Origin of the sequence: Amycolatopsis heterodermiae, assembly GCF_034929455.1 — a bacterium.
Taxonomy (GTDB): Bacteria; Actinomycetota; Actinomycetes; order Mycobacteriales; family Pseudonocardiaceae; genus Amycolatopsis; species Amycolatopsis heterodermiae.
Window position 1 is genome coordinate 474,219 of the sequence record NZ_JAYFSI010000003.1, and the last position, 20,029, is coordinate 494,247.

At 72.0% G+C, this 20,029-nt stretch carries 4 protein-coding genes; all 4 read right to left on the reverse strand.

Annotated features, from left to right (window positions below; translation table 11 throughout):
* Positions 1 to 188 precede the first annotated feature (188 nt).
* Positions 189 to 398, reverse strand: coding sequence for an MbtH family protein (locus tag VA596_RS18105; RefSeq protein WP_323328596.1), 210 nt, complete (start codon positions 396 to 398; stop codon positions 189 to 191).
* 11 nt (positions 399 to 409) lie between these two features.
* The gene (locus VA596_RS18110) at positions 410 to 1,435 is read right to left on the reverse strand and encodes an ABC transporter substrate-binding protein (RefSeq protein WP_323328598.1); all 1,026 of its coding nucleotides are present in this window, start codon (positions 1,433 to 1,435) and stop codon (positions 410 to 412) included.
* A 97-nt stretch (positions 1,436 to 1,532) separates the two neighbouring features.
* The gene (panD, locus tag VA596_RS18115) at positions 1,533 to 1,943 is read right to left on the reverse strand and encodes an aspartate 1-decarboxylase (RefSeq protein ID WP_323328600.1); all 411 of its coding nucleotides are present in this window, start codon (positions 1,941 to 1,943) and stop codon (positions 1,533 to 1,535) included.
* On the reverse strand, positions 1,943 to 19,996 hold the full coding sequence (locus VA596_RS18120) for a non-ribosomal peptide synthetase (protein ID WP_323328602.1): 18,054 nt from the start codon (positions 19,994 to 19,996) through the stop codon (positions 1,943 to 1,945). Before VA596_RS18120 ends, panD begins: the two co-directional genes overlap by 1 nt.
* Positions 19,997 to 20,029: the final 33 nt, after the last annotated feature.

Genomic DNA, 20,029 nt, shown 5'->3' on the forward strand with positions numbered 1-20,029 from the left:
CGTGTCGTCCATCCCGGTACGCGTGTCGTCCGGTCGGCACCGTGATCGGAACGCCGGCACGTGTGATCAGAACGCCGACACTCGTGATTGAAGGGACGACACGCGTACCTGGGCGGACGACACGCGTACCCAGATGGACGACACGCCGGGAGCCACGAAGGCTCCCGGCGTGTCGTATGGGGGAAGGGTCAGTTGTCCATGGCGTCGGCCAAGGACTTGGGGCGCATGTCCGTCCAGTTCGCTTCCACGTGGTCCAGGCAGGCCTGGCGGGCGGAAGGGCCGAAGGTGACGGTCCAGCCGGGCGGGACGTCGACGGACTCCGGCCACAGGCTGTGCTGGTTCTCGGCGTTGACCAGGACCAGGTACGTGCCTTCGGGGTCTTCGAACGGGTTGGTCATCGGGGGCCTCCTCAGGCGGTGATGTCCGTGCGGGCGCCCTTCACGACCTCGGCCAGCTTCTGGATGACCGGGGCCGCGAGCACCGGGTTGAACCGCGGCTCGGTCGACCAGTCGGCGAGCTGGCTCGCCTTGACCGCGGGCAGCTGCGCCCACGTCGGGATCGCGGCGAGCTGCTGGCGCGACAGGGCGAACGTACGGCTGTCGCTGAGGATCAGGTCGGCCGGGTACTTGCCGGCCTGCTCCCAGCTGAGCGTCTCGAAGTAGTCGTCCGCGCCCGCGCCGTTGATGATGTCCAGGCCCAGGTCGCGGTAGTACGCGAGGTCGGCGAAGAACTCCGGCTTGCAGACGTACAGGTTGTCCTTGTCGCTGGACACCACGAGTACCTTGAGGCCGGGCTTCGACTTGATCGCGGCCTTCAGGTCGTCGGACGCCTTCTGGAAGTCGTCCTTGCCCTTCTTGATGACGGCCGAGTTCGCGTCGCCGCCCAGGGCGACGGCGAGCTGCTCGTAGCGCTCGATCACCTTCGGCAGCGTGACCTTGTACTCCGACAGCGCCACGATCGGCGCGATCGCCTGCACCTTCGTGCCCAGGTCGTCCTTGAGCACCCACAGGTCGGTCGGCTTGGTGCCGGTGAGCCCGGTGACGACCAGGTCCGCCTTCAGCGCGGCGAACTTCTCCATGCTGAAGTCGTCCCAGGCGTTGCCGATCGAGGTGACGGCGTTCAGGTCGATGTTGCCGGCCTGGATCTCCTTGGCGCCGTCGGCCGTCTTCTGCGGGCCGAACACGCCGACCGGGCGGACGCCGTAGTCCCAGAGCGCGGCGGCCGAGCTGGCGTAGGCGACGACGCGGGACGGGCGCTGGTCGCGGGAGGCCTTCTGGTTCCGGTCGTCGGTGAACTCCCACGGCCCGGAGGCGGCGGCCGCCGGCTTGTCGTCACTGCTGCCGCACGCGGTGAGCGCCGCGGCCGCGGCGAGACCGCCGGTGCCGATCAGGAATCCACGCCGGCTGAGCCCGGCACCGCCTTGAAACACGGACATGAGAACCTCTCGCCGAACTTTAGGATAGGCACACCTTATTTAGGGGAGCCTGTCAAAAGCAACCGTCGCGACCGACCTGTGTCCACGCCCACCTGCGTCAATTGCGGCCCGACAGCTGGGCGTGCGCGCCGGGAACCGGCTCGGCCGGGTCGTGTCCCAGGTGGACCTGGCGGTTGTCGGCGTCGACATGCACCACCCTCGGCCGGTGCGCGGCGCGCTCGGCCTCGTCGACCTGGGCGTAGGTGATGATGATGACCAGGTCGCCGGGGTGCACCAGGTGCGCGGCCGCGCCGTTGATCCCGATCACGCCGGTGCCGGGCTCGCCGGTGATGGCGTACGTCTCCAGCCGGGCGCCGTTGGTGATGTCGACGATCTGCACCTGCTCGCCCTCGACGATGTCCGCGGCGGCCATCAGGTCGGCGTCGATGGTCAGGGACCCGACGTAGTGCAGGTCGGCCTGGGTCACCGTGGCGCGGTGGATCTTGGCGTTCATCAGGGTGCGCTGCATCAGTTTCCTCGGTTGTCGGTCAGCAGGGCGGCGAGCCCGGCCGCGGTGGGGGTACGGAAGAACTCGGCGATCGGGAGCTCGGTCCCGAGCCGTTCGGTGATCCGGTTGCGCAGGACCACGAGCAGCATCGAATGACCGCCGAGGGTGAACAGGTCGTCGTCGGCGCCCACGGCGTCGACGTCCAGCACCTCCGCGAACACCTCGCAGAGGGTCTTCTCCAACGGCGTCTCGGGCGCCCGGCCGCGCGCCTCGAGATCCGGCACGGGCAGGGCCGCCCGGTCGAGCTTCCCGTTGCGCGTCACGGGGAACGCCTCGAGCGGGACGATCGCCGCGGGCACCATGTACTCCGGCAGCGAGCGGGCCGCGAACTCCCGCAGCCGCGCGGGATCCGCCGACGACGGTGTCGTGTACGCGACCAGCCGCATGTCCCCCGGCCGGTCCTCGCGGACGATCACGAGCGCCTGGTCGACCCCGGAATGCCGGGTCAGCGCCGTCTCGATCTCGCCCGGCTCGATCCGGAAGCCGCGGACCTTCACCTGGTCGTCGGTGCGGCCGAGGTACTCGAGCTGCCCGTCCGGCCGCCAGCGCACCAGATCGCCGGTGCGGTACATCCGCTCCCCCGGCGGCCCGAACGGGTCCGCGACGAACCGGTCCGCGGTCAGCGCGGGACGTTCGTGGTACCCGCGGGCCAGCCCGGCGCCGGCGAGGTACAGCTCACCGGGGACGCCGGCCGGGACCGGGGTGAGGCCGCCGTCGAGGACGTACGCCCGCGCGTTGTGCACCGGACGGCCGACAACCGGACGTTCGCTGTCCGCGACCCGGCCGACCAGAGCGTCCACTGTGGCCTCGGTCGGGCCGTAAAGGTTGTACGCCTCGGTCCCCGGGAACGCCCGCAGCTCTTCCCACAGCGACTGGGAAACGGCCTCCCCACCCACTCCGACGACGCCCAGGGCGCACGAGCCGTCGTCGACCACGCCGGCCGCGGCCAGCTGCGCGAAGTGCGACGGCGTCAGCTCGAGGAAGTCGAGCCCGCGGTCGCGCACCACCGCGGCGAGCCGGTCCGGGTCGCGGCGGGTGTCGTCGTCGACGACGTGGACCTCGTGGCCGTCCAGCATCCACAGCTGCGGCTGCCAGGACGCGTCGAAGAAGAACGCCCACGCGTGCCCGACCCGCAGCCGCCGCCCGCCCGCCGCGGCGACCGCCGGGCGGTAGAGCGTCTCGCGGTGGCTGTGGAACAGGTTCACCAGCCCCGAATGCGGGATGACGACGCCCTTGGGCTTGCCCGTCGAACCGGACGTGTAGAGCACGTACGCCGGGTTGGCGGGTGACGGCGGGGTCAACGCTGCGGCACTGTCCACAATGTCCTCGACGAACAACGCCCCCGGCACCGGCGCGGCCAGTGCACGGCTGGTCAGCACCAGCGAAGCGCCGGAGTCGGCGAGGATCGCCGCGATCCGGTCCGCCGGCTGGTCCGGATCCACCGGCAGGTAGGCCGCACCCGACTTGAACACCCCGAAGATCGCCTCGACGACCGCCGCCGACCGCGGCAGCACCAGCGCCACCACCCGCTCGGGCCCGGCACCGTGCGACGTCAGCCACCGCGCGAGCCGGTCGGTCCGCGCCGCGAACTCCGCGAAGGTGCTGCTCGACCGCGCGTCGCTCAGCGCGGTCGCGTCCGGGGTCGCCGCCACCTGCGCGGCCAGCCGGTCGACGACCGTCGGCGCCGCCGTGGTCACCGGTGCGCCGGTGCCCCACTCGCCGAGGATCCGTTGCCGCTCAAGAGGTTCCAGGACGTCGATCCGGCTCAGCGGCCGGTCCGGGTCGGCGACGACGGCGCTCATCAGCCGCACCAGGCGCTCGGTGAGCGTCCGGGCGGTCGGCTCGTCGAACAGGTCGAGGCTGAACTCGAGGTCGCCGTCGATGCCGTCGGGCGTTTCGACCAGGTCGAAGGACAGGTCGAACTTCGCCTGCCGCAGCCCGGTGTCCCGATAGGACGCATCCAGACCGAGCAGCTTCTCCGGCTCGGAACCCGCGTGGTAGACGGCGAGCATGACCTGGAACAGCGGGTGCCGGGCCAGCGACCGGGCCGGGTTGAGCACCTCGACGAGGTGCTCGAACGGCAGGTCCTGGTGGGCGTAGGCGGCCAGGTCGGCCTCGCGTACCCGCGCCAGCAGCTCGCGGAACGTCGGGTCGCCGCCGGTGTCCGTGCGCAGGACCAGCGTGTTGACGAAGAACCCGGCCAGGTCCTCCAGCGCGTGGTCCATCCGGCCGGCCACCGGCGTGCCGAGCGGGATGTCGGTGCCGGCGCCGAGCCGGGTCAGCAGCGCGGCGAGGGTCGCCTGCAGCACCATGAACGTGCTGGTGTCGCTGCCGTGCGCGAGATCGCGCAGGCCGCGGTGGACGTCGCCGGGGACGGTGAACGGCACCGCCGCGCCGTCGTTGGTCGAGCGCGCCGGGCGCGGCCGGTCGGCCGGGAGCGCCAGCTCGTCCGGGATCCCGGCGAGGGTGTCGCGCCAGAACGCCGCCTGACGGCCGAGGAGGCTGTCCGGGTCGTCCGAGCGACCGAACATCTCCCGCTGCCACAGCGTGTAGTCCGCGTACTGCACCGGCAACGGCGTCCACTGTGGACGTTCACCGCGCAGTCGCGCGGCGTACGCGGTGCCGAGGTCCCGCTTCAACGGCGGCAGCGACCAGCCGTCACCGGCGATGTGGTGCACCAGCAGCACGAACACGTGCCGCTCCGGGCTCGACGAAACGAGCGTGGCCCGGATCGGGATCTCGGCGTCGAGGGTGAAGCAGTACGACGCCGCGGCGGTGACGCGCTCGTCGAGGTCAACCGCCGCTTCCGTGACCAGCACCGGCCGAGCGCGGGCGTCACTCACCTCCAGGACGATCTGGCTGGGCGTGCCGTGGTCCTCGACCAGGATCGTCCGGAGGATTTCGTGGCGGGCCACGACATCGCCGAGCGCCGCCCGCAGCGCGTCCGTGTCGACCGGGCCGGTCAGCTCCCACGCCCACGGGATGTTGTAGGTCGCGCTCAAGCCGTCGAGGCGGTCGAGGAACCACAGGCGCTGCTGGGCGAACGACAGCGGCAGCACCTCGGGCCGGTCCGCCGGGACCAGCGCGGGACGGCTCTGCCGGCCGGGGTCGAGCAGCTGAGCCAGGCGGGCCGGGGTCGGCGCGTCGAACACCGCCCGGATCGGGACTTCGACGCCGAGCAGCGCGCGGATGCGGCTGACCAGGCGGGTCGCCAGCAGGGAGTGACCGCCGAGGGTGAAGAACCCGTCGTCCGGGCCGACGGCCGGGACGCCGAGGACGTCCGCGAAGAGGTCGCACAGCGCCTGCTCGGCCGGGGTCCGCGCGACCCGGCCCGAGGTCCGGACCTCGGGGTCGGGCAGCGCGGCACGGTCGAGCTTGCCGTTGGCGTTGACCGGAAGCTCGGGCAGCACGACGATCGCCGACGGCACCAGGTACTCCGGCAGCCGCGCGGTCAAAGTTGCTCGCAGCGCGGCCGGGTCACCGGCCGGTGCGACATAGGCGATCAACCGGTTCTCACGCGCGATCACGACCGCGCGAGCGACCGACGGATCGGCCGTCAGCGCGGCTTCGACCTCGCCCGGCTCCACCCGGAACCCGCGGATCTTGATCTGCTGGTCCGCGCGGCCGACGAACTCCAGCGCACCGTCCGGACGGCGCCGGACCAGGTCGCCGGTGCGGTACATCCGCTCCCCCGGCTCGAACGGCGAGGCCACGAACCGTTCCGCGGTCAGCGCCGGGCGGCCGAGGTAGCCCCGGGCGAGCCCGGCGCCGGCCAGGTACAGCTCGCCCCGGACGCCCGGCGGCACCGGCCGCAGGGCGGCGTCGAGGACGTACGCGCGGGTGTTCGCGACGGGCCGTCCGATGGCGACGGGCCCGCAGACCTGCGCCAGGCTGTCGCCCGCGACCTCCGAGCAGCCGTACAGGTTCACCAGCTTCGCCGACGGCCACCGCCGGGCCACCTTCTCGGCGAGGGCGGCGGAAAGCGGCTCACCACTGGCGATCCAGGTGGTCACCGAGTCGACGGCGGTGTCTTCCACGAAGGTGTCGAGCAGGCTGGGCACCACGGTCAGCACCTGGGCACCGCTGTTCCGCACGAGTTCGGCCAGGGCGTGCGGGTCGGTGGCCGTGACGTCGTCGGCGAGGACCACCGGGTCGCCCGCGACGAGCCCGCCGAGCAGCTCGGTCGAGCCGTCGATGAACGTCAACGCGCTCTTCGCCACGCGCACACCCTGGACGAGGTCGCGGCCCCAGTGCAGGCGGTTGGCCAGCGCGAGCTGGGTGCCCGCGACCGCCTTCGGGCGGCCGGTCGAGCCGGACGTGAAGATCACGTACGCCGGGTTGTCCGGCCTGACCGTCGGCCACTCTGCTTCGGGCCCGGAGGCGTCCGGCCGCACCAGGCGATCTCCAAAGCCGTCGTGAGCGATGACCAGGTGCGGGTCGGCGTCGGTGAGCATCAGCTCGACGCGCTCGGCCGGGTGGTTGAGGTCCAGGGGCAGGTAGGCGGCGCCGGTCTTGAGGACCGCGACCAGCGCGGTGACGAGTTCGACCGACCGCGCCAGCGCGACGGCCACCACCCGCTCCGGTCCGGCCCCTCGGGCGAGCAGCGCCCGGGCGAGCGTCGTCGCGCGCTCGTCCAGCTCGGCGTAGGTGAGGCGGTCCGCGCCGAACACCAGCGCCGTGGCGTCGGGCGTCCGGGCCACCTGGGCGGCGAACAGCTCCGCGACCGTCTCCGCAGGCAGCGGCGTCGCGGGATCGGCGGCGAGCTGGTCGTGCTCGGCGTCGGTGAGCAGGTCGATCGCGCCGATCCGGGTGTCCGGGCCGGCGACGGCCGCGCGCAGCAACGTCCGGAGCCGCCCGAGGATCACCTCGACGGTCGAGCGGTCGAAGACGTCGCTGTTGTATTCGGCCGTGCCGCGGATGCCGGTCTGGTTGCCGGGCCGCTCGCCGACGAAGAGCGTCAGGTCGGCGCGGGCGGTGCCGGTGCGGACCGGTTCCTCCCCGACGGTCAGGCCGGGCAGGCCGAGGTCGGCGACGGCGTTGTTCTGCCAGGCGAGCATCGTCTGGAACAACGGCGCGTACGCCAGCGAGCGGGTCGGGTTCAGCGCCTCCACCAGGCGTTCGAACGGGACGTCCTGGTGCGCGTACGCGTCGAGGCTGCGGTCGCGCACCCGGGCGACCAGGTCGCGGAACGTCGGGTCGCCGTCGGTGCCGACGCGCAGCACCAGGGTGTTGACGAAGAACCCGACGAGGTCATCGAGGGCCTGGTCGGTGCGGCCGGCGATGGACGTGCCGATCGGGACATCGGTGCCCGCGCCAAGTCGGGTCAGGACGGCGGTGAGCCCGGCGTGCACGACCATGAACACGCTGGCGCCGCAGGCGCGGGCCAGGTCCACGAGTCCACTGTGGAGGTCGGCGTCCCAGCCGAACGAGAACTGTTCACCCCGGTAGGACGCCTCCGCCGGGTGCGGCCGGTCGGTCGGCAGCTCGATCCGTTCCGGCAGGTCCGCGAGGGTCTCGCGCCAGTAGGCCAGCTGCGGTTCGATCACCTGCTCGCCGAGGACGTCACGCTGCCACAGCGTGTAGTCCGCGTACTGCACCGGCAACGGTGTCCACTCGGGACGCTCGCCGGCGCGGCGGGCGGTGTAGGCCGTCGCGAGGTCACGCCACAGTGGCGCGGTCGACCAGCCGTCCGAGGCGATGTGGTGGAACACGAGGACCAGGACGTGTTCGCTGGCACCCAAGCGCAACAGTTCCGCGCGCAACGGGACTTCCGACTCCAGCTCGAACACCGTGCGGGCCACTTCGGACACCGCGTCGGCAAGCATCGTCTCGGTGATCTCGCGGGTGTGCAGCGGGCTGGTGACGTCGTCGAGGACCTGCTGCCGCGCTTCGCCGTCGATGTCCGGGAACACCGTCCGCAGGGCTTCGTGCCGTTCGACCACATCGGACAGTGCGGTCCGCAACGCGGTGACGTCGAGGTCGCCGGTGAGGCGGACCGCGGTCGGCATGTTGTACGTCGCCGACGGGCCTTCGAGCCGGTGCAGGAACCACAGCCGCTGCTGGGCGAACGACAGCGGCAGTGCGCCGGGCCGCGGGTCGGCGCGCACCAGCGCGGGCCGGGCGACCGACGAGTCCAGAGTGGACAACAGCGCGGCGAGCCCGGCCACGGTCGGCGTCTCGAACACCGACCGCACCTGCAGCTCGACGCCGAACACCGCGCGCACCCGGGCGACGAGACGGGTGGCCATCAGCGAATGCCCGCCGAGGGCGAAGAAGTCGTCGTCGACGCCGATCGAGGCCGCGTCCAGGACCTCGGCGAAGAGCCCGCAGAGGACTTCCTCGACCGGGGTGCGCGGCGCGCGTCCGGCGGCGGTCTCCTGCTTGTCCGGGCTCGGGAGGGCGCGGCGGTCGAGCTTGCCGGAGGCCAGCAGCGGCAGCCGGTCGAGCACGACGAACGCCGACGGCACCATGTACTGGGGCAGCCGGTCGCGGACGTGCGCCCGCAACGCCGTCACCAGCGCGCCCGTGTCACGCTGGCCCGCCGGGTGGTTGCCCAGGGTGGCGAGCGCGGCCCGCACCGGCCGGGCGCGGTGGATCCGCACCGGGTCGCCGGTGGCGAACACGACCTCCAGCGCACCTTCCTGTGCTGTGACGGTCGGGTATACCCGGTAACCCAGCTTCACGCCCAGTTCCTGCAGCGCCTCCGGGTCCACTCCGGACGATTCACCATCCAAAGCGGACAGTGCCGCGTCCGCATCCCCTGAAGCCAATGCAGCGACGGCGGCCAGCTCACCGGACAGGCGGGCGTTCGGCACACCGGTCACCCGCAAGCGGTTCGGGCGGTCCGTCAGCAGCCGTTCCAGTTCCGAGAGCGACTCGAATGTGACGACCTGCTCGTCGACCGGGGCCGGTTTCGGGGCCTTCCGGAGGACGACGTCGTAGCGGTGCCGGGTCAGCTCGTTGTGTGCCTGGCCGCGCTTGAACCACAGGTCGACGTCGTCGAAGCCGTCCAGGTCTCGGGCAAGAGCGGTGAAGAAGTCCGGGTCGAGGACGAGTTCGCCGTCGCGGGCGATCGCCTGGTCGACCGCGACGGTGGTGCGGCGGCGGTGCCGCAGCTCGGTCGCCGTGCGGAACGCCCGCAGGGACCGCAGGTTCCGGATGTCGCCGAGGAAGATCACCCCGCCGGGCCGGACGCGCGCGGCGGCGGTCCGGACGACCTCAGCGAGGTAGTCGACACTCGGGAAGTACTGCGCCACGGAGTTGATGATCACCGTGTCGAACAGCTCGTCCGGTAGGTCGCCGAGGTCGTGCGCCGGCCGCGCCGCGACGTGGACCTTGTCCGCGAACGGCGTGGCGGCCAGCTCGCGGCGCAGGTTGGCGATCGCCTTCTCGGACAGGTCGACACCCCAGTACGCCTCGGCGTCCGGCGCGATCCGGGACAGGATGAGCCCGGACCCGACGCCGATCTCCAGCACCCGCTTCGGCCGCAACGCCTGGATGCGCTCGATCGTCGCCGCGTGCCACTCGCGCATCTCGCCGAGGGGGATCTCCGAGCCGTCGTAGCTGGAGTTCCACCCGGTGAAGTTCTCTTCGAAGCCACCGGACGCGGCGTCGTCGAAGACGTTCTCGTGCAGCTCACGCCACTCGCCGACGTGGTCCAGCTCGGCTTCTTCGTCCCGGCTCGCGGCCGGGACGGCGTAGGCGATGAGCTGCCCGTCCTGGGCCAGCACGACCGACTGCGCGACGGCCGGGTGCTCGGAAATAACGGCTTCGATCTCACCCGGCTCGATCCGGTAGCCGCGGATCTTGACCTGGTCGTCGGCCCGGCCCAGGAAGACGAGACGGCCGTCCGGCAGCCATTTCACCAGGTCACCGGTGCGATAGAGCCGTCCCCCGGAGCCGAACGGGTCGGCCACGAACCGCTCGGACGTCAGCCCAGCGCGGCCGAGGTAACCGCGGGCCAGGCCCGAACCGGCGAGGTACAGCTCCCCCATCACACCCGGCGGGACCGGCCGCAGCCCGGCGTCCAGCACGTACGCGCGGGTCCCGGGGTCCGGGATGCCGATGGGCACAACCGTCGCGTCGGCGAGTTCGACCGGGTCGCTCTCGCCGAGGGTCGAGTTGGTGGTCGCCTCGGTCGGGCCGTAGGCGTTGAACATCCGCCGGCCCGGTGCCCAGCGCCGGACCAGCTCCGGCGACACGCGCTCGGTGCCCGCGAGCAGGACGCTGTCCCGCGGCAGGTCGCAGTCCCCCGGCATCGCGTCGAGCAGCGCGGGCGGGAGGATCATGAAGTCCGCGCCGTGCTCGTGCGCGTACTCGGTCAGGGCGGGCCCGGCGACCCGGCGCTCGGCCGGGACCACGATCAGGCGGCCGCCGGAGAGCAGGCCGAGACAGAGGTCCCAGAAGGCGACGTCGAAACTCGGTGACGCGAACTGCAGCACCCGGCTGTGCGGCCCGATCCCGAAGCGTTCCCTTTGGGTGGCGACCAGCTTCGCGACGCCGGAGTGCTGCAGCACCACACCCTTCGGACGCCCGGACGAGCCGGACGTGTAGATCACGTACGCCGCATTCTCTGGTTTCACCGGCACCGCCAGGTCCACAGTGGACATCGTGGCGAGGTCGTCCAAAAGCACACGCGGGACGTCGGGGGGCAGCTTGCCGTCGATCTCGCGGGTGGTCACCACGCACACCGGCGCGGCGTCCTCCACCATGAACGCGATCCGGTCGCCCGGGTAGTCGACGTCGATCGGCAGGTAGGCGGCACCCGCTTTGAGCACGGCCAGCTCGGCGACGATCATCTCGACCGACCGCGGCACGGCCAGCGCGACGACCTTCTCGAGCCCGGCCCCGCGCTCGATCAGCAGGTGCGCGAGCTGGTTGGCTCGCGCGTCGAGTTCGGCGTAGGTCAGCTCGACGTCCTCGAACACCAGCGCCACGGCGTCCGGGGCCTCCCGGACGCGCTGGGCGAACATCCCGGGGAACGTCTCCGTCCCGGCCGGTTCGAGGGACCCGGCCCAGCGGGTCAGCACGAGGTCGCGCTCGTCGCCTTCGAGGAGGTCGAGCGCGCCGACCGCGCGGTCCGGCTCGGCCAGGGCCGCGCGCAGCAGGACTTCGAGGCGGCGCAGGATCGCGTCGGCGCCCGGGTGGTCGAAGACGTCCGCGTTGAACTCCAGGACGCCCGCGATCCCGGCTTCCCGCTCGGTCAGCGAAATCGCGAGGTCGAACTTGGACGTCCCGGTGGTCACCGGGATCTCGGTGACGGTCAGGCCAGGGAGCGTGACCTCGGCGCGGGTGTTGTTCTGCCCGGCGATCATCACCTGGAACAGCGGGTGGTACGACAGCGACCGGGCCGGGTTGAGGACCTCGACCAGGCGCTCGAACGGGACGTCCTGGTGGGCGTACGCGTCGAGGTTGCGCTCGCGGACGCGCCCGACGAGGTCGCGGAACGTCGGCTCGCCGTCGGTGTCGACGCGCAGGACCAGGGTGTTGACGAAGAACCCGACGAGGTCGTCGAGGGCCTGGTCGGTACGGCCAGCGATGGGTGAGCCGATCGGGACGTCCGGGCCCGCGCCCAGCCGCGTCAGCAGCGCGGCGAGGGCGGCGTGCACGACCATGAACACGCTGGCGCCGCACTCGCGGGCCAGAGTGGACAGTCCGGTGTGGAGGTCGGCGTCCCAGGTGAAGGTGTGCAGCTCGCCGCGGAACGTCGCCTTCGCCGGGTGCGGCCGGTCGAGGGGCAGCTCGATCCGGTCGGGCAGGCCGTCCAAGGTGTCGCGCCAGTAGTCGAGCTGGGCGGCGAGGACGCTGTCCGGATCGTCCTCGCGGCCGAGCAGATCTTGCTGCCACAGCGTGTAGTCCGCGTACTGCACCGGCAACGGCGTCCACTGCGGACGCTCGCCCGAGCGGCGGGCGGCGTAGGCCGTCGCGATGTCACGCCACAGCGGCGCCATCGACCAGCCGTCGGAGGCGATGTGGTGAAACACGAGCGCCAGGACATGCACACCCTCGCCCAAGCGCAGCAGTTCGACGCGCATCGGCGCGTGCCGTTCTAGGTCGAACGAGCCCCGGACCAGGCCGGTCAGCGCTGTGTCGAGGTCGGTGACCTCGCGAACTGGCAGTTCGACCTCGGTGGCCGGGAGGATGTCCTGGTACGGAACGCCGTCGTGCTGCGGGAACCGGGTTCGCAGCGCCTCGTGCCGGGCGACCACATCGGACAGTGCGGCGCGCAGGGCCTCGACGTCCAGGTCGCCGTCGAGGCGCATGATCAGCGGCACGTTGTAGGTGGCCGACGGGCCTTCGAGGTGGTGCAGGAACCAGAGCCGCTGCTGGGCGCCCGACAGGGGCACCGACGCGGGCCGCTCGACCGGGACCAACGGCGGGCGGGCGGGGCCGCTGCCGGCGGAGATCAGCTCGGCCAGGCCCGCGGCGGTCGGCGTCTCGAACACCGAGCGGACTTCCAGCTCGGCGTTCAGGGTCGTGCGGATGCGGGCGATGAGCCGGGTGGCCAGCAGGGAGTGGCCGCCGAGGGTGAAGAAGCTGTCGTCCGGGCCGACGCGGGGCAGGCCGAGGACGTCGGCGAACAGCTCGCAGAGCTGCCGTTCGACCGGGGTGCGGGGCTCGCGGTCGGACGTCGGCGCGACCGGGTCGGGCGAGGGCAGGGCGCGGCGGTCGAGCTTGCCGTTGGCCGTCACGGGCAGCGCGTCGAGCACCACGATCGCCGAGGGCACCATGTGCTCCGGCAGGCTCTCGGCAGCCAGCGCGCGCAGGTCGGCCGAGAGGGTGCTGATCCGGCGGAAGCGGCCGGGGTTACCGGTGTAGGACAGCAGCGGCTCGCTTCCCGGCTGGAAGGCACCGGCGACCGAGCCGCTCGTGAACAGGACGTCGACCGAGCCGTCACCTTCGGCCGACCACGTGACGGCCGTGGTGTAGCCACGGGCGTCGCCCAGGTCGTACCAGTCCTGCGGGTTGACGCCGTCGGTGATGCGACCGTTCGGCACGCCGGTGATCCGGACACCACCGTCGAGTTCGACTTCGTCCACTGAGGACACGTCCGTGCCCCACGTCAGCGTCTTGACCGCCGGGGCCTCGACGGGCGACGTGTGGAGGACGACGTCGTAACGGAACTGGGTGAGTTCGTTGACCCCGCGGCCGCGCTTGACGCGGATGTCCGCGGTGACGTCCTCCAGCCCGGCGAAGAACTCGGGAGCGACGAGGAGTTCCTTCTCCCGCAGCAGAGCCTGCTCGACGTCTCCCCCGCGCTGGCGGGCGACCTCGGTGTGGAACGCCCGCACCTGGCGCAGGTCACGGACGTCACCGACGAACACCGTGCCGCCCGGAGCCAAGAGGCCGATCGCCTTGTCCAGGACGTCCAGAAGGTACGTCCCGCTCGGGAAGTACTGGACGACGGAGTTCAGGACGATCGTGTCGAAGTACCCCGCCGGCAGGCCGGAGACGTCGGCGGCGTCCCCGGTCCGCAGCTCGACGCGCTCCGCGAGGGCCGGATCGGCCGCGACCCGGCGGCCCAGCGACGCGATGACCTCGGCGGAGAAGTCCGTGCCCCAGTAGGACTCGCAGTGCGGGGCCAGCTCGGTCAGCAGCAGGCCGGTGCCGACGCCGAGCTCCAGCACCCGCCGCGGCCGCGTCTCGCGGATGCGCGTGACGATGGCGTCGCGCCACTCCCGCATCTCGTCCCGGGGAATCGGCTCGCCGGTGTAGCTGGAGTTCCAACCCTCGAAGTCGTCGGTGGCGCCGGAGTACATCGAGTCGTACAGCTCGCGCCACTCGCCGACCTGCTCGGTCTCGTCCGTGACCGACGCGGGGGTCTCGGCGGGCACGACGTACCCGACCAGGCGGACGTCACCCGGCCGGTCCTCCCGGGCGACGACGACCGCGTGCGCGACGTCGTCGTGCGCGGCCAGGGTTGCGGCGATCTCGCCGGGCTCGACGCGGAAGCCGCGGATCTTGATCTGCTCGTCGCCGCGGCCGAGGAACTCGAGGACGCCGTCGGTGCGGAACCGGGCCACGTCACCGGTGCGGTACATGCGTTCACCGGGCTCAAACGGCGAGGCGACGAACCGCTCCGCGCTCAACCCCGGCCGACCGAGGTAGCCGCGAGCGAGCTGGACACCGGCGAGGTACAGCTCGCCCGGCGTGCCCGGCGGGACCGGGCGCAGTGCCGCGTCCAGCACGTACGTCCGGGTGTTCCACACCGGACGTCCGATCGGGACGGTCGTCTCGGCGGCCGAGGTGTGCCAGGACGTGACGTCGACGGAAGCCTCGGTCGGGCCGTAGAGGTTGTGCAGCTCGGCGTCCAGGACCTGCCCGAACCGCGTGACGGCCTCGGGCGGCAGGGCCTCACCACTGCACAGGACCCGGCGCAGGCTCGTGCACTCCCCCGCCGCCGGTTCCTGCAGGAAGACCTGGAGCATCGACGGGACGAAGTGGACGGTCGTGACTTCGTGCTCGCGGATCAGCCGCGCGAGGTAGGCCGGGTCCTTGTGGCCGTCCGGCCGGGCCACGACCTCGGTGGCGCCGGTGAGCAGCGGCCAGAGGAACTCCCAGACCGACACGTCGAAGCTGGACGGCGTCTTCTGCAGCACGCGATCGTCGCCGGTCAGGCCGTATTCGTCCTGCATCCACAGCAGCCGGTTGACGATGCCGGCGTGCGGCACGACGACACCCTTGGGCCGGCCCGTGGAGCCGGAGGTGTAGATGACGTAGGCCGGGTTTTCGGGCTGCAGGACGACGTCCGGGGCCTTGGCCGGGAACCCGGCCGCCGTCACGGGTTCGTCGAGCAGCAGCGCGCCGGGGACAGCGGTCTCCGTGGTGGCCAGCACCAGGGTCGGCTGGGCGTCTTCGAGCATGAAGGTGATCCGGTCGGCCGGGTAACCCGGGTCGAGCGGCAGGTAGGCCGCCCCCGCTTTGAGCACAGCGAGGATGGCCGTCACCAGGTGCGTCGAGCGCGGCAGCGCGAGGGCGACCACCTTCTCGGGACCGGCGCCGCGGGCGACGAGAGCCTGGGCGAGGCGGTTCGACGCGGCGTCCAGCTCGGCGTAGGTGAGCCGTTCGTTCTCGAAGACCAGCGCCGGGTGGTCCGGTGTCCGCGCGACCTGTGCGGCGAACAGCTCGGGCACGGTGACCGCCGGAACGTCCTCGACGGCACCCGACCAGACGGCGTCGAGGTCGTCGCGCTCGGCCGCGGTGAGGACGTCCAGCGAGCCGAGACGGCAGTCCGGAGCCGAAACCACCTGGCGCAGCAGGACTTCCAGGCGCGCGAGGATTGCGTCCACAGTGGACCGGTCGAAGACCTCGGCGTTGAACTCGGCCTGGCCGCTGATGCCGTCGGCGTGCTCGGTGAGGGAGAACCAGAGGTCGAACTTGGCCGTGCCGGTGCCGACCGGCTGCTCGGTGACGGTCAGGCCGGGCAGCTCGACGCCGGAGCCGGGGGTGTTCTGCCAGGCGAGCATGGTCTGGAACAGCGGGTGGTGCGCCAGCGACCGCGCCGGGTTGAGCGCCTCGACCAGGCGCTCGAACGGGACGTTCTGGTGGGCGTAGGCGTCGAGGCTGCGCTCCCGGACCCTCGCGACCAGGTCGCGGAACGTCGGGTCGCCGCCGGTGTCGACCCGCAGGACCAGCGTGTTGACGAAGAACCCGACGAGGTCGTCCAGCGCCGGGTCGGTGCGCCCGGCGATCGGGGTGCCGATCGGGATGTCGGTGCCGCCACCGAGGCGGGACAGCAGCGCGGTCAGTCCCGCGTGGACGATCATGAAAGGACTCGCGCCGCAGGCTCGCGCGAGGTCCGCCAGTCCGGTTTGGAGCCCGGCGTCCCAGCCGAAGGTGAAGAACTCGCCGCGGTAGGCGGACACGGCCGGGTGCGGCCGGTCGAGCGGCAACGTGATCCGCTCGGGCAGGTCGCGCAGGGTCGCCCGCCAGTAGTCGAGCTGGGCCGCTTCCTCGGTGGCGAGGAGTTCGCGTTGCCACAGGGTGTAGTCGGCGTACTGGACCGGCAACGGCGTCCACTGTGGAGTCTCACCCTGACGGCGGGCGCCGTACGCCACGGCGATGTCCCTCCAGAGCGGCGACAGCGACCAGCCGTCGGCGGCGATGTGGTGCACGACCAGCACCAGGACGTGCCGTCGCGAGTCGATCGTCAGCAGTTCGGCGCGGACCGGGACACCGGCGCTGAGGTCGAAGACCGCGCGCACGAGACCGTCCACGGCGGAGTCCACTTCGGACTCAGCGATCGCCCGGACGGCGAGGGCGACGTCGCCTGTGGGCAGGACCTGCTGGTAGGCCACGCCGTCCGCGACTGGGAAGACCGTCCGCAACGCTTCGTGGCGGCCGAGCACGTCGTGGAGGGCGGCGCGCAACGCGTCGACGTCCAGCTCACCGGACAGCCGCATGACGAGCGGGACGTTGTAGGTCGCCGACCCGCCTTCCAGGCCGTGCAGGAACCACAGCCGCTGCTGGGCGAACGACAGCGGCAGCCGCTCCGGCCGATCCTCGACGCGTTCGAGCGGACGTCGTTCGGTGCCCGACACGGCACCGGACAGGAGGTCCGCGAGGGCAGCCACCGTCGGCGCGTCGAAGACCGCGCGCACCGGGATGTCGGCGCCGACGGCCGCGCGGATGCGCTGGATCAGCCGCGTCGCCATCAGGGAGTGGCCGCCGAGGGCGAAGAAGTCGTCATCGGGACCGACGCGCGGCACGCCGAGGACGTCGGCGAACAGTTCGCACAGCAGCTGCTCGACGGGGTTCCGGGGCGCGCGGCCCGGCCCGGCGGTGAACCGCTCCGGCGCCGGGAGGGCCTTACGGTCGAGCTTGCCCGAAGCCAGCACCGGCAGCTTGTCGAGCACGACGAACGCCGTGGGCACCATGTACTGCGGCAGCCGGTCGCGCACGTGCGACCGCAGAGAAGCGACCAGCGCGCCGGTCTCGCGCCGGGCGGCCGGGTTGTTGGCGTACGACGCCGGGGCACCTGCACCCCGCACCGGGCGGTAGGCCGCGTCCGGCGACGAACGGCTGAAGACGGCCTCCAGCTCACCGGCCGCGCCGGGCGTCACCGCGACCCGATATCCGGCCCGTTCGGCAAGCCGGTGCAGGTCCTCCGGATCGACGCCGTCCCGGATGTCCAAGGCCCGCACCGCCGTCGGATCACCTGCGTCGAGGGCACGGACAGCGGCGAGTTCACCGGACAGCCGCGCGTCCGGCACGCCGGTGACCCGCAGTCGTTCCGGCGTCTCAGCGGTCAGGAATCCTTCCACCGCAGCGAGATCACCGAACGCGATGACCTGCTCCTCAACCGGCGATGGCGGCACATTGCGCAGGACGACGTCATAGCGGTGCCGCGTCAGCTCGTTGTGCGCGTCGCCGCGCTTGACCCAGAGATCGACGTCGAAGCCGTCGAGGCCCCGGGCGAGCGCCGGGAAGAAGTCGGGATCGAGGACGAGTTCGCCTTCACGGGCGATCGCCTGGTCCACCGCGGCGACATCACCGCGGTCGTGGCGCAGCTCGACCGCAGTGCGGAAAGCGCGCAGCGAGCGGAGGTTGCGGATGTCGCCGAGGAAGATCGTGCCGCCCGGGGCGAGAAGCGCGGCGGCGGTGCGGACGACCTCGGCGAGGTAGTCCGCGCTCGGGAAGTACTGGGCGACCGAGTTGACGATCACGGTGTCGAACGGCTCGTCCGGCAGCTCGCCGAGGTCGTGCGCGGGCCGCGCGGCGAGGTGGACCTTGCCCGCCAGCTCCGGCATCGCGGCGACCTCGCGCCGGACGTTCTCGACGGCGCTCTCGGAAAGGTCGACGCCCCAGTAGGTGTCGGCGTCCGGGGCGATCCGGGAGAGGATGAGCCCGCTGCCGACGCCGATCTCCAGGACCCGCTTCGGCCGTAGGGCGCGAATGCGCTCGATGGTCGCCGCGTGCCACTCCCGCATCTCGTCGAGCGGGAGGTCGGAGCCGTCGTAGCTGGAGTTCCAGCCGGCGAAGTTCTCCTCGATGCCGGTGGACCCGGCGAGCATCTCCTCGTGGACGTCGTGCCACTCGGCGACGTGCCCCTGCTCGGACGCGCGGTCCGGGACCGGCACGGCGTAGGCGTAGAGGTGTCCGTCCTGCGCGACGACGACCGACTGGCCGACGCGCGGGTGCTCGGCCAGCACGGACTCGATCTCGCCGAGTTCGATGCGGTAGCCGCGGATCTTGACCTGGTCGTCGGCCCGGCCGAGGAACACGAGACGGCCGTCCGGCAGCCATTTCACCAGGTCACCGGTCCGGTAGAGCCGCCCGCCGGAGCCGAACGGGTCGGCCACGAACCGCTCCGACGTCAGCCCGGCGCGCCCGAGGTAGCCACGCGCCAAGCCGGAACCGGCGAGGTACAGCTCCCCCACCACGCCGACCGGGACCGGTGCGAGGAAGGCGTCAAGCACGTACGCGCGGGTGCCGGGGTCCGGGACGCCGATCGGCACGGCCGAGCCCGGCGTGATCTCCGGGTCGCAAAGCCCGAGCGTCGAGTTGGTCGTGGCCTCGGTCGGGCCGTAGGCGTTGAACATCCGGCGGCCCGGCGCCCACCGCCGCACCAGCTCGGGCGACACGCGTTCGGTGCCCGCGAGCAGGACACTGTTGCGCGGCAGGTCGCAGCCCTCGGGGAACTCGGCGAGCAGTGCAGGCGGGAGGATCATGAAGTCGACGCCGTGCGCGTTCGCGTAGTCCGCCAGCTCCGGGCCGGGGACGCGCCGCTCGGCCGGGACCACCACGAGGCGCCCGCCGGAGAGCAGGCCGAGGCAGAGGTCCCAGAAGGCGACGTCGAAACTCGGCGACGCGAACTGCAGCACCCGGCTCTGCGGGCCGATCCCGAACCGCTGCGACTGGGTCGCGACCAGCTTCGCGACACCCGCGTGGGACACGACGACACCCTTGGGACGCCCCGTTGAGCCGGACGTGTAGATGACGTAGGCCGCGTTGGCCGGGACGATCGACGCGCCCGGATCCGTCGAAGGAGCGTCGTCCAGGGAGATCTCGTCGAGCAGCAGGACGTCGCCGTCGAACCGGCCGGCCAGCTCGCTCGTGGTCACCACGCACACCGGACCGGCGTCGGCGACCATGAAGGCGATCCGCTCGGCCGGGTAGTCCTGATCCAGCGGCAGGTAGGCGGCGCCGGCCTTGAGCACGGCCAGCTCCGCCACGATCATCTCGACCGACCGCGGTACGGCCAGCGCGACCACGCGCTCGGGCCCGGCGCCGCGCTCGACGAGGACGTGCGCGAGCCGATTCGCCCGCGCGTCGAGTTCGGCGTAGGTCAGCTCGGTGTCCTCGAAGACCAGCGCGATCGAGTCGGGCGCCTCGCGGACGCGGGCGGCGAACAGCTCCGGCAACGTCGACAGCGGCGTGTCGAGGTCGGTGTCGTTCCACTCGTCGAGCATCCGGCGCAGTTCCGGCTCCGGCACCAGATCCAGCCGCTCGACCGGCCACTGTGGACGGTTCAGGGCATCGGCCAGGAGGTGTTCGAGGTGGCCGAGCATGCGGTCCACCGTGGACTCGTCGAGGACGTCGGCGCGGTAGTGCGCACCGCCGGTGGTCAGGTTCAGGTCGAGCGGCCGGTCCGTCTCGGCGCCGAAGCCGACGTTGACGAGCACCGATCCCCCACGGCCGGGCTCGGGCTGCAGCTCGGCGACGAGGTCACCGAACGGAACCTGGTGCGCCAAAGCTGCGTCACGTGCCGCGCGCACGCGCTCGACCACCTCGGCGAACCCGGGCGAGCCCCCCAGGTCGACCCGCAGCGGCACCAGCGCGCCGATCCCGACGACCACGTCCGAGGTTCCCGCGTACCGGGACAGCAGCACCGCGAACGCGGCGAGCACCGTCAGCTCGTCGGCCGCCGGGGGCGACCAGGGCAGCCACGCCGGAACGGGCTCGGCCGGGTACGGGCGGTCGACCGGCAGCGGCAGCTCCTTCGGCGCCGACGCGAGGCGATCACGCCAGAAACCGAGGTCCGCGACCTGCTGCACAGCGTCACCGTTGCTCACCGGTAGACCAGCCTCCCGCTGCTTACGGCACCC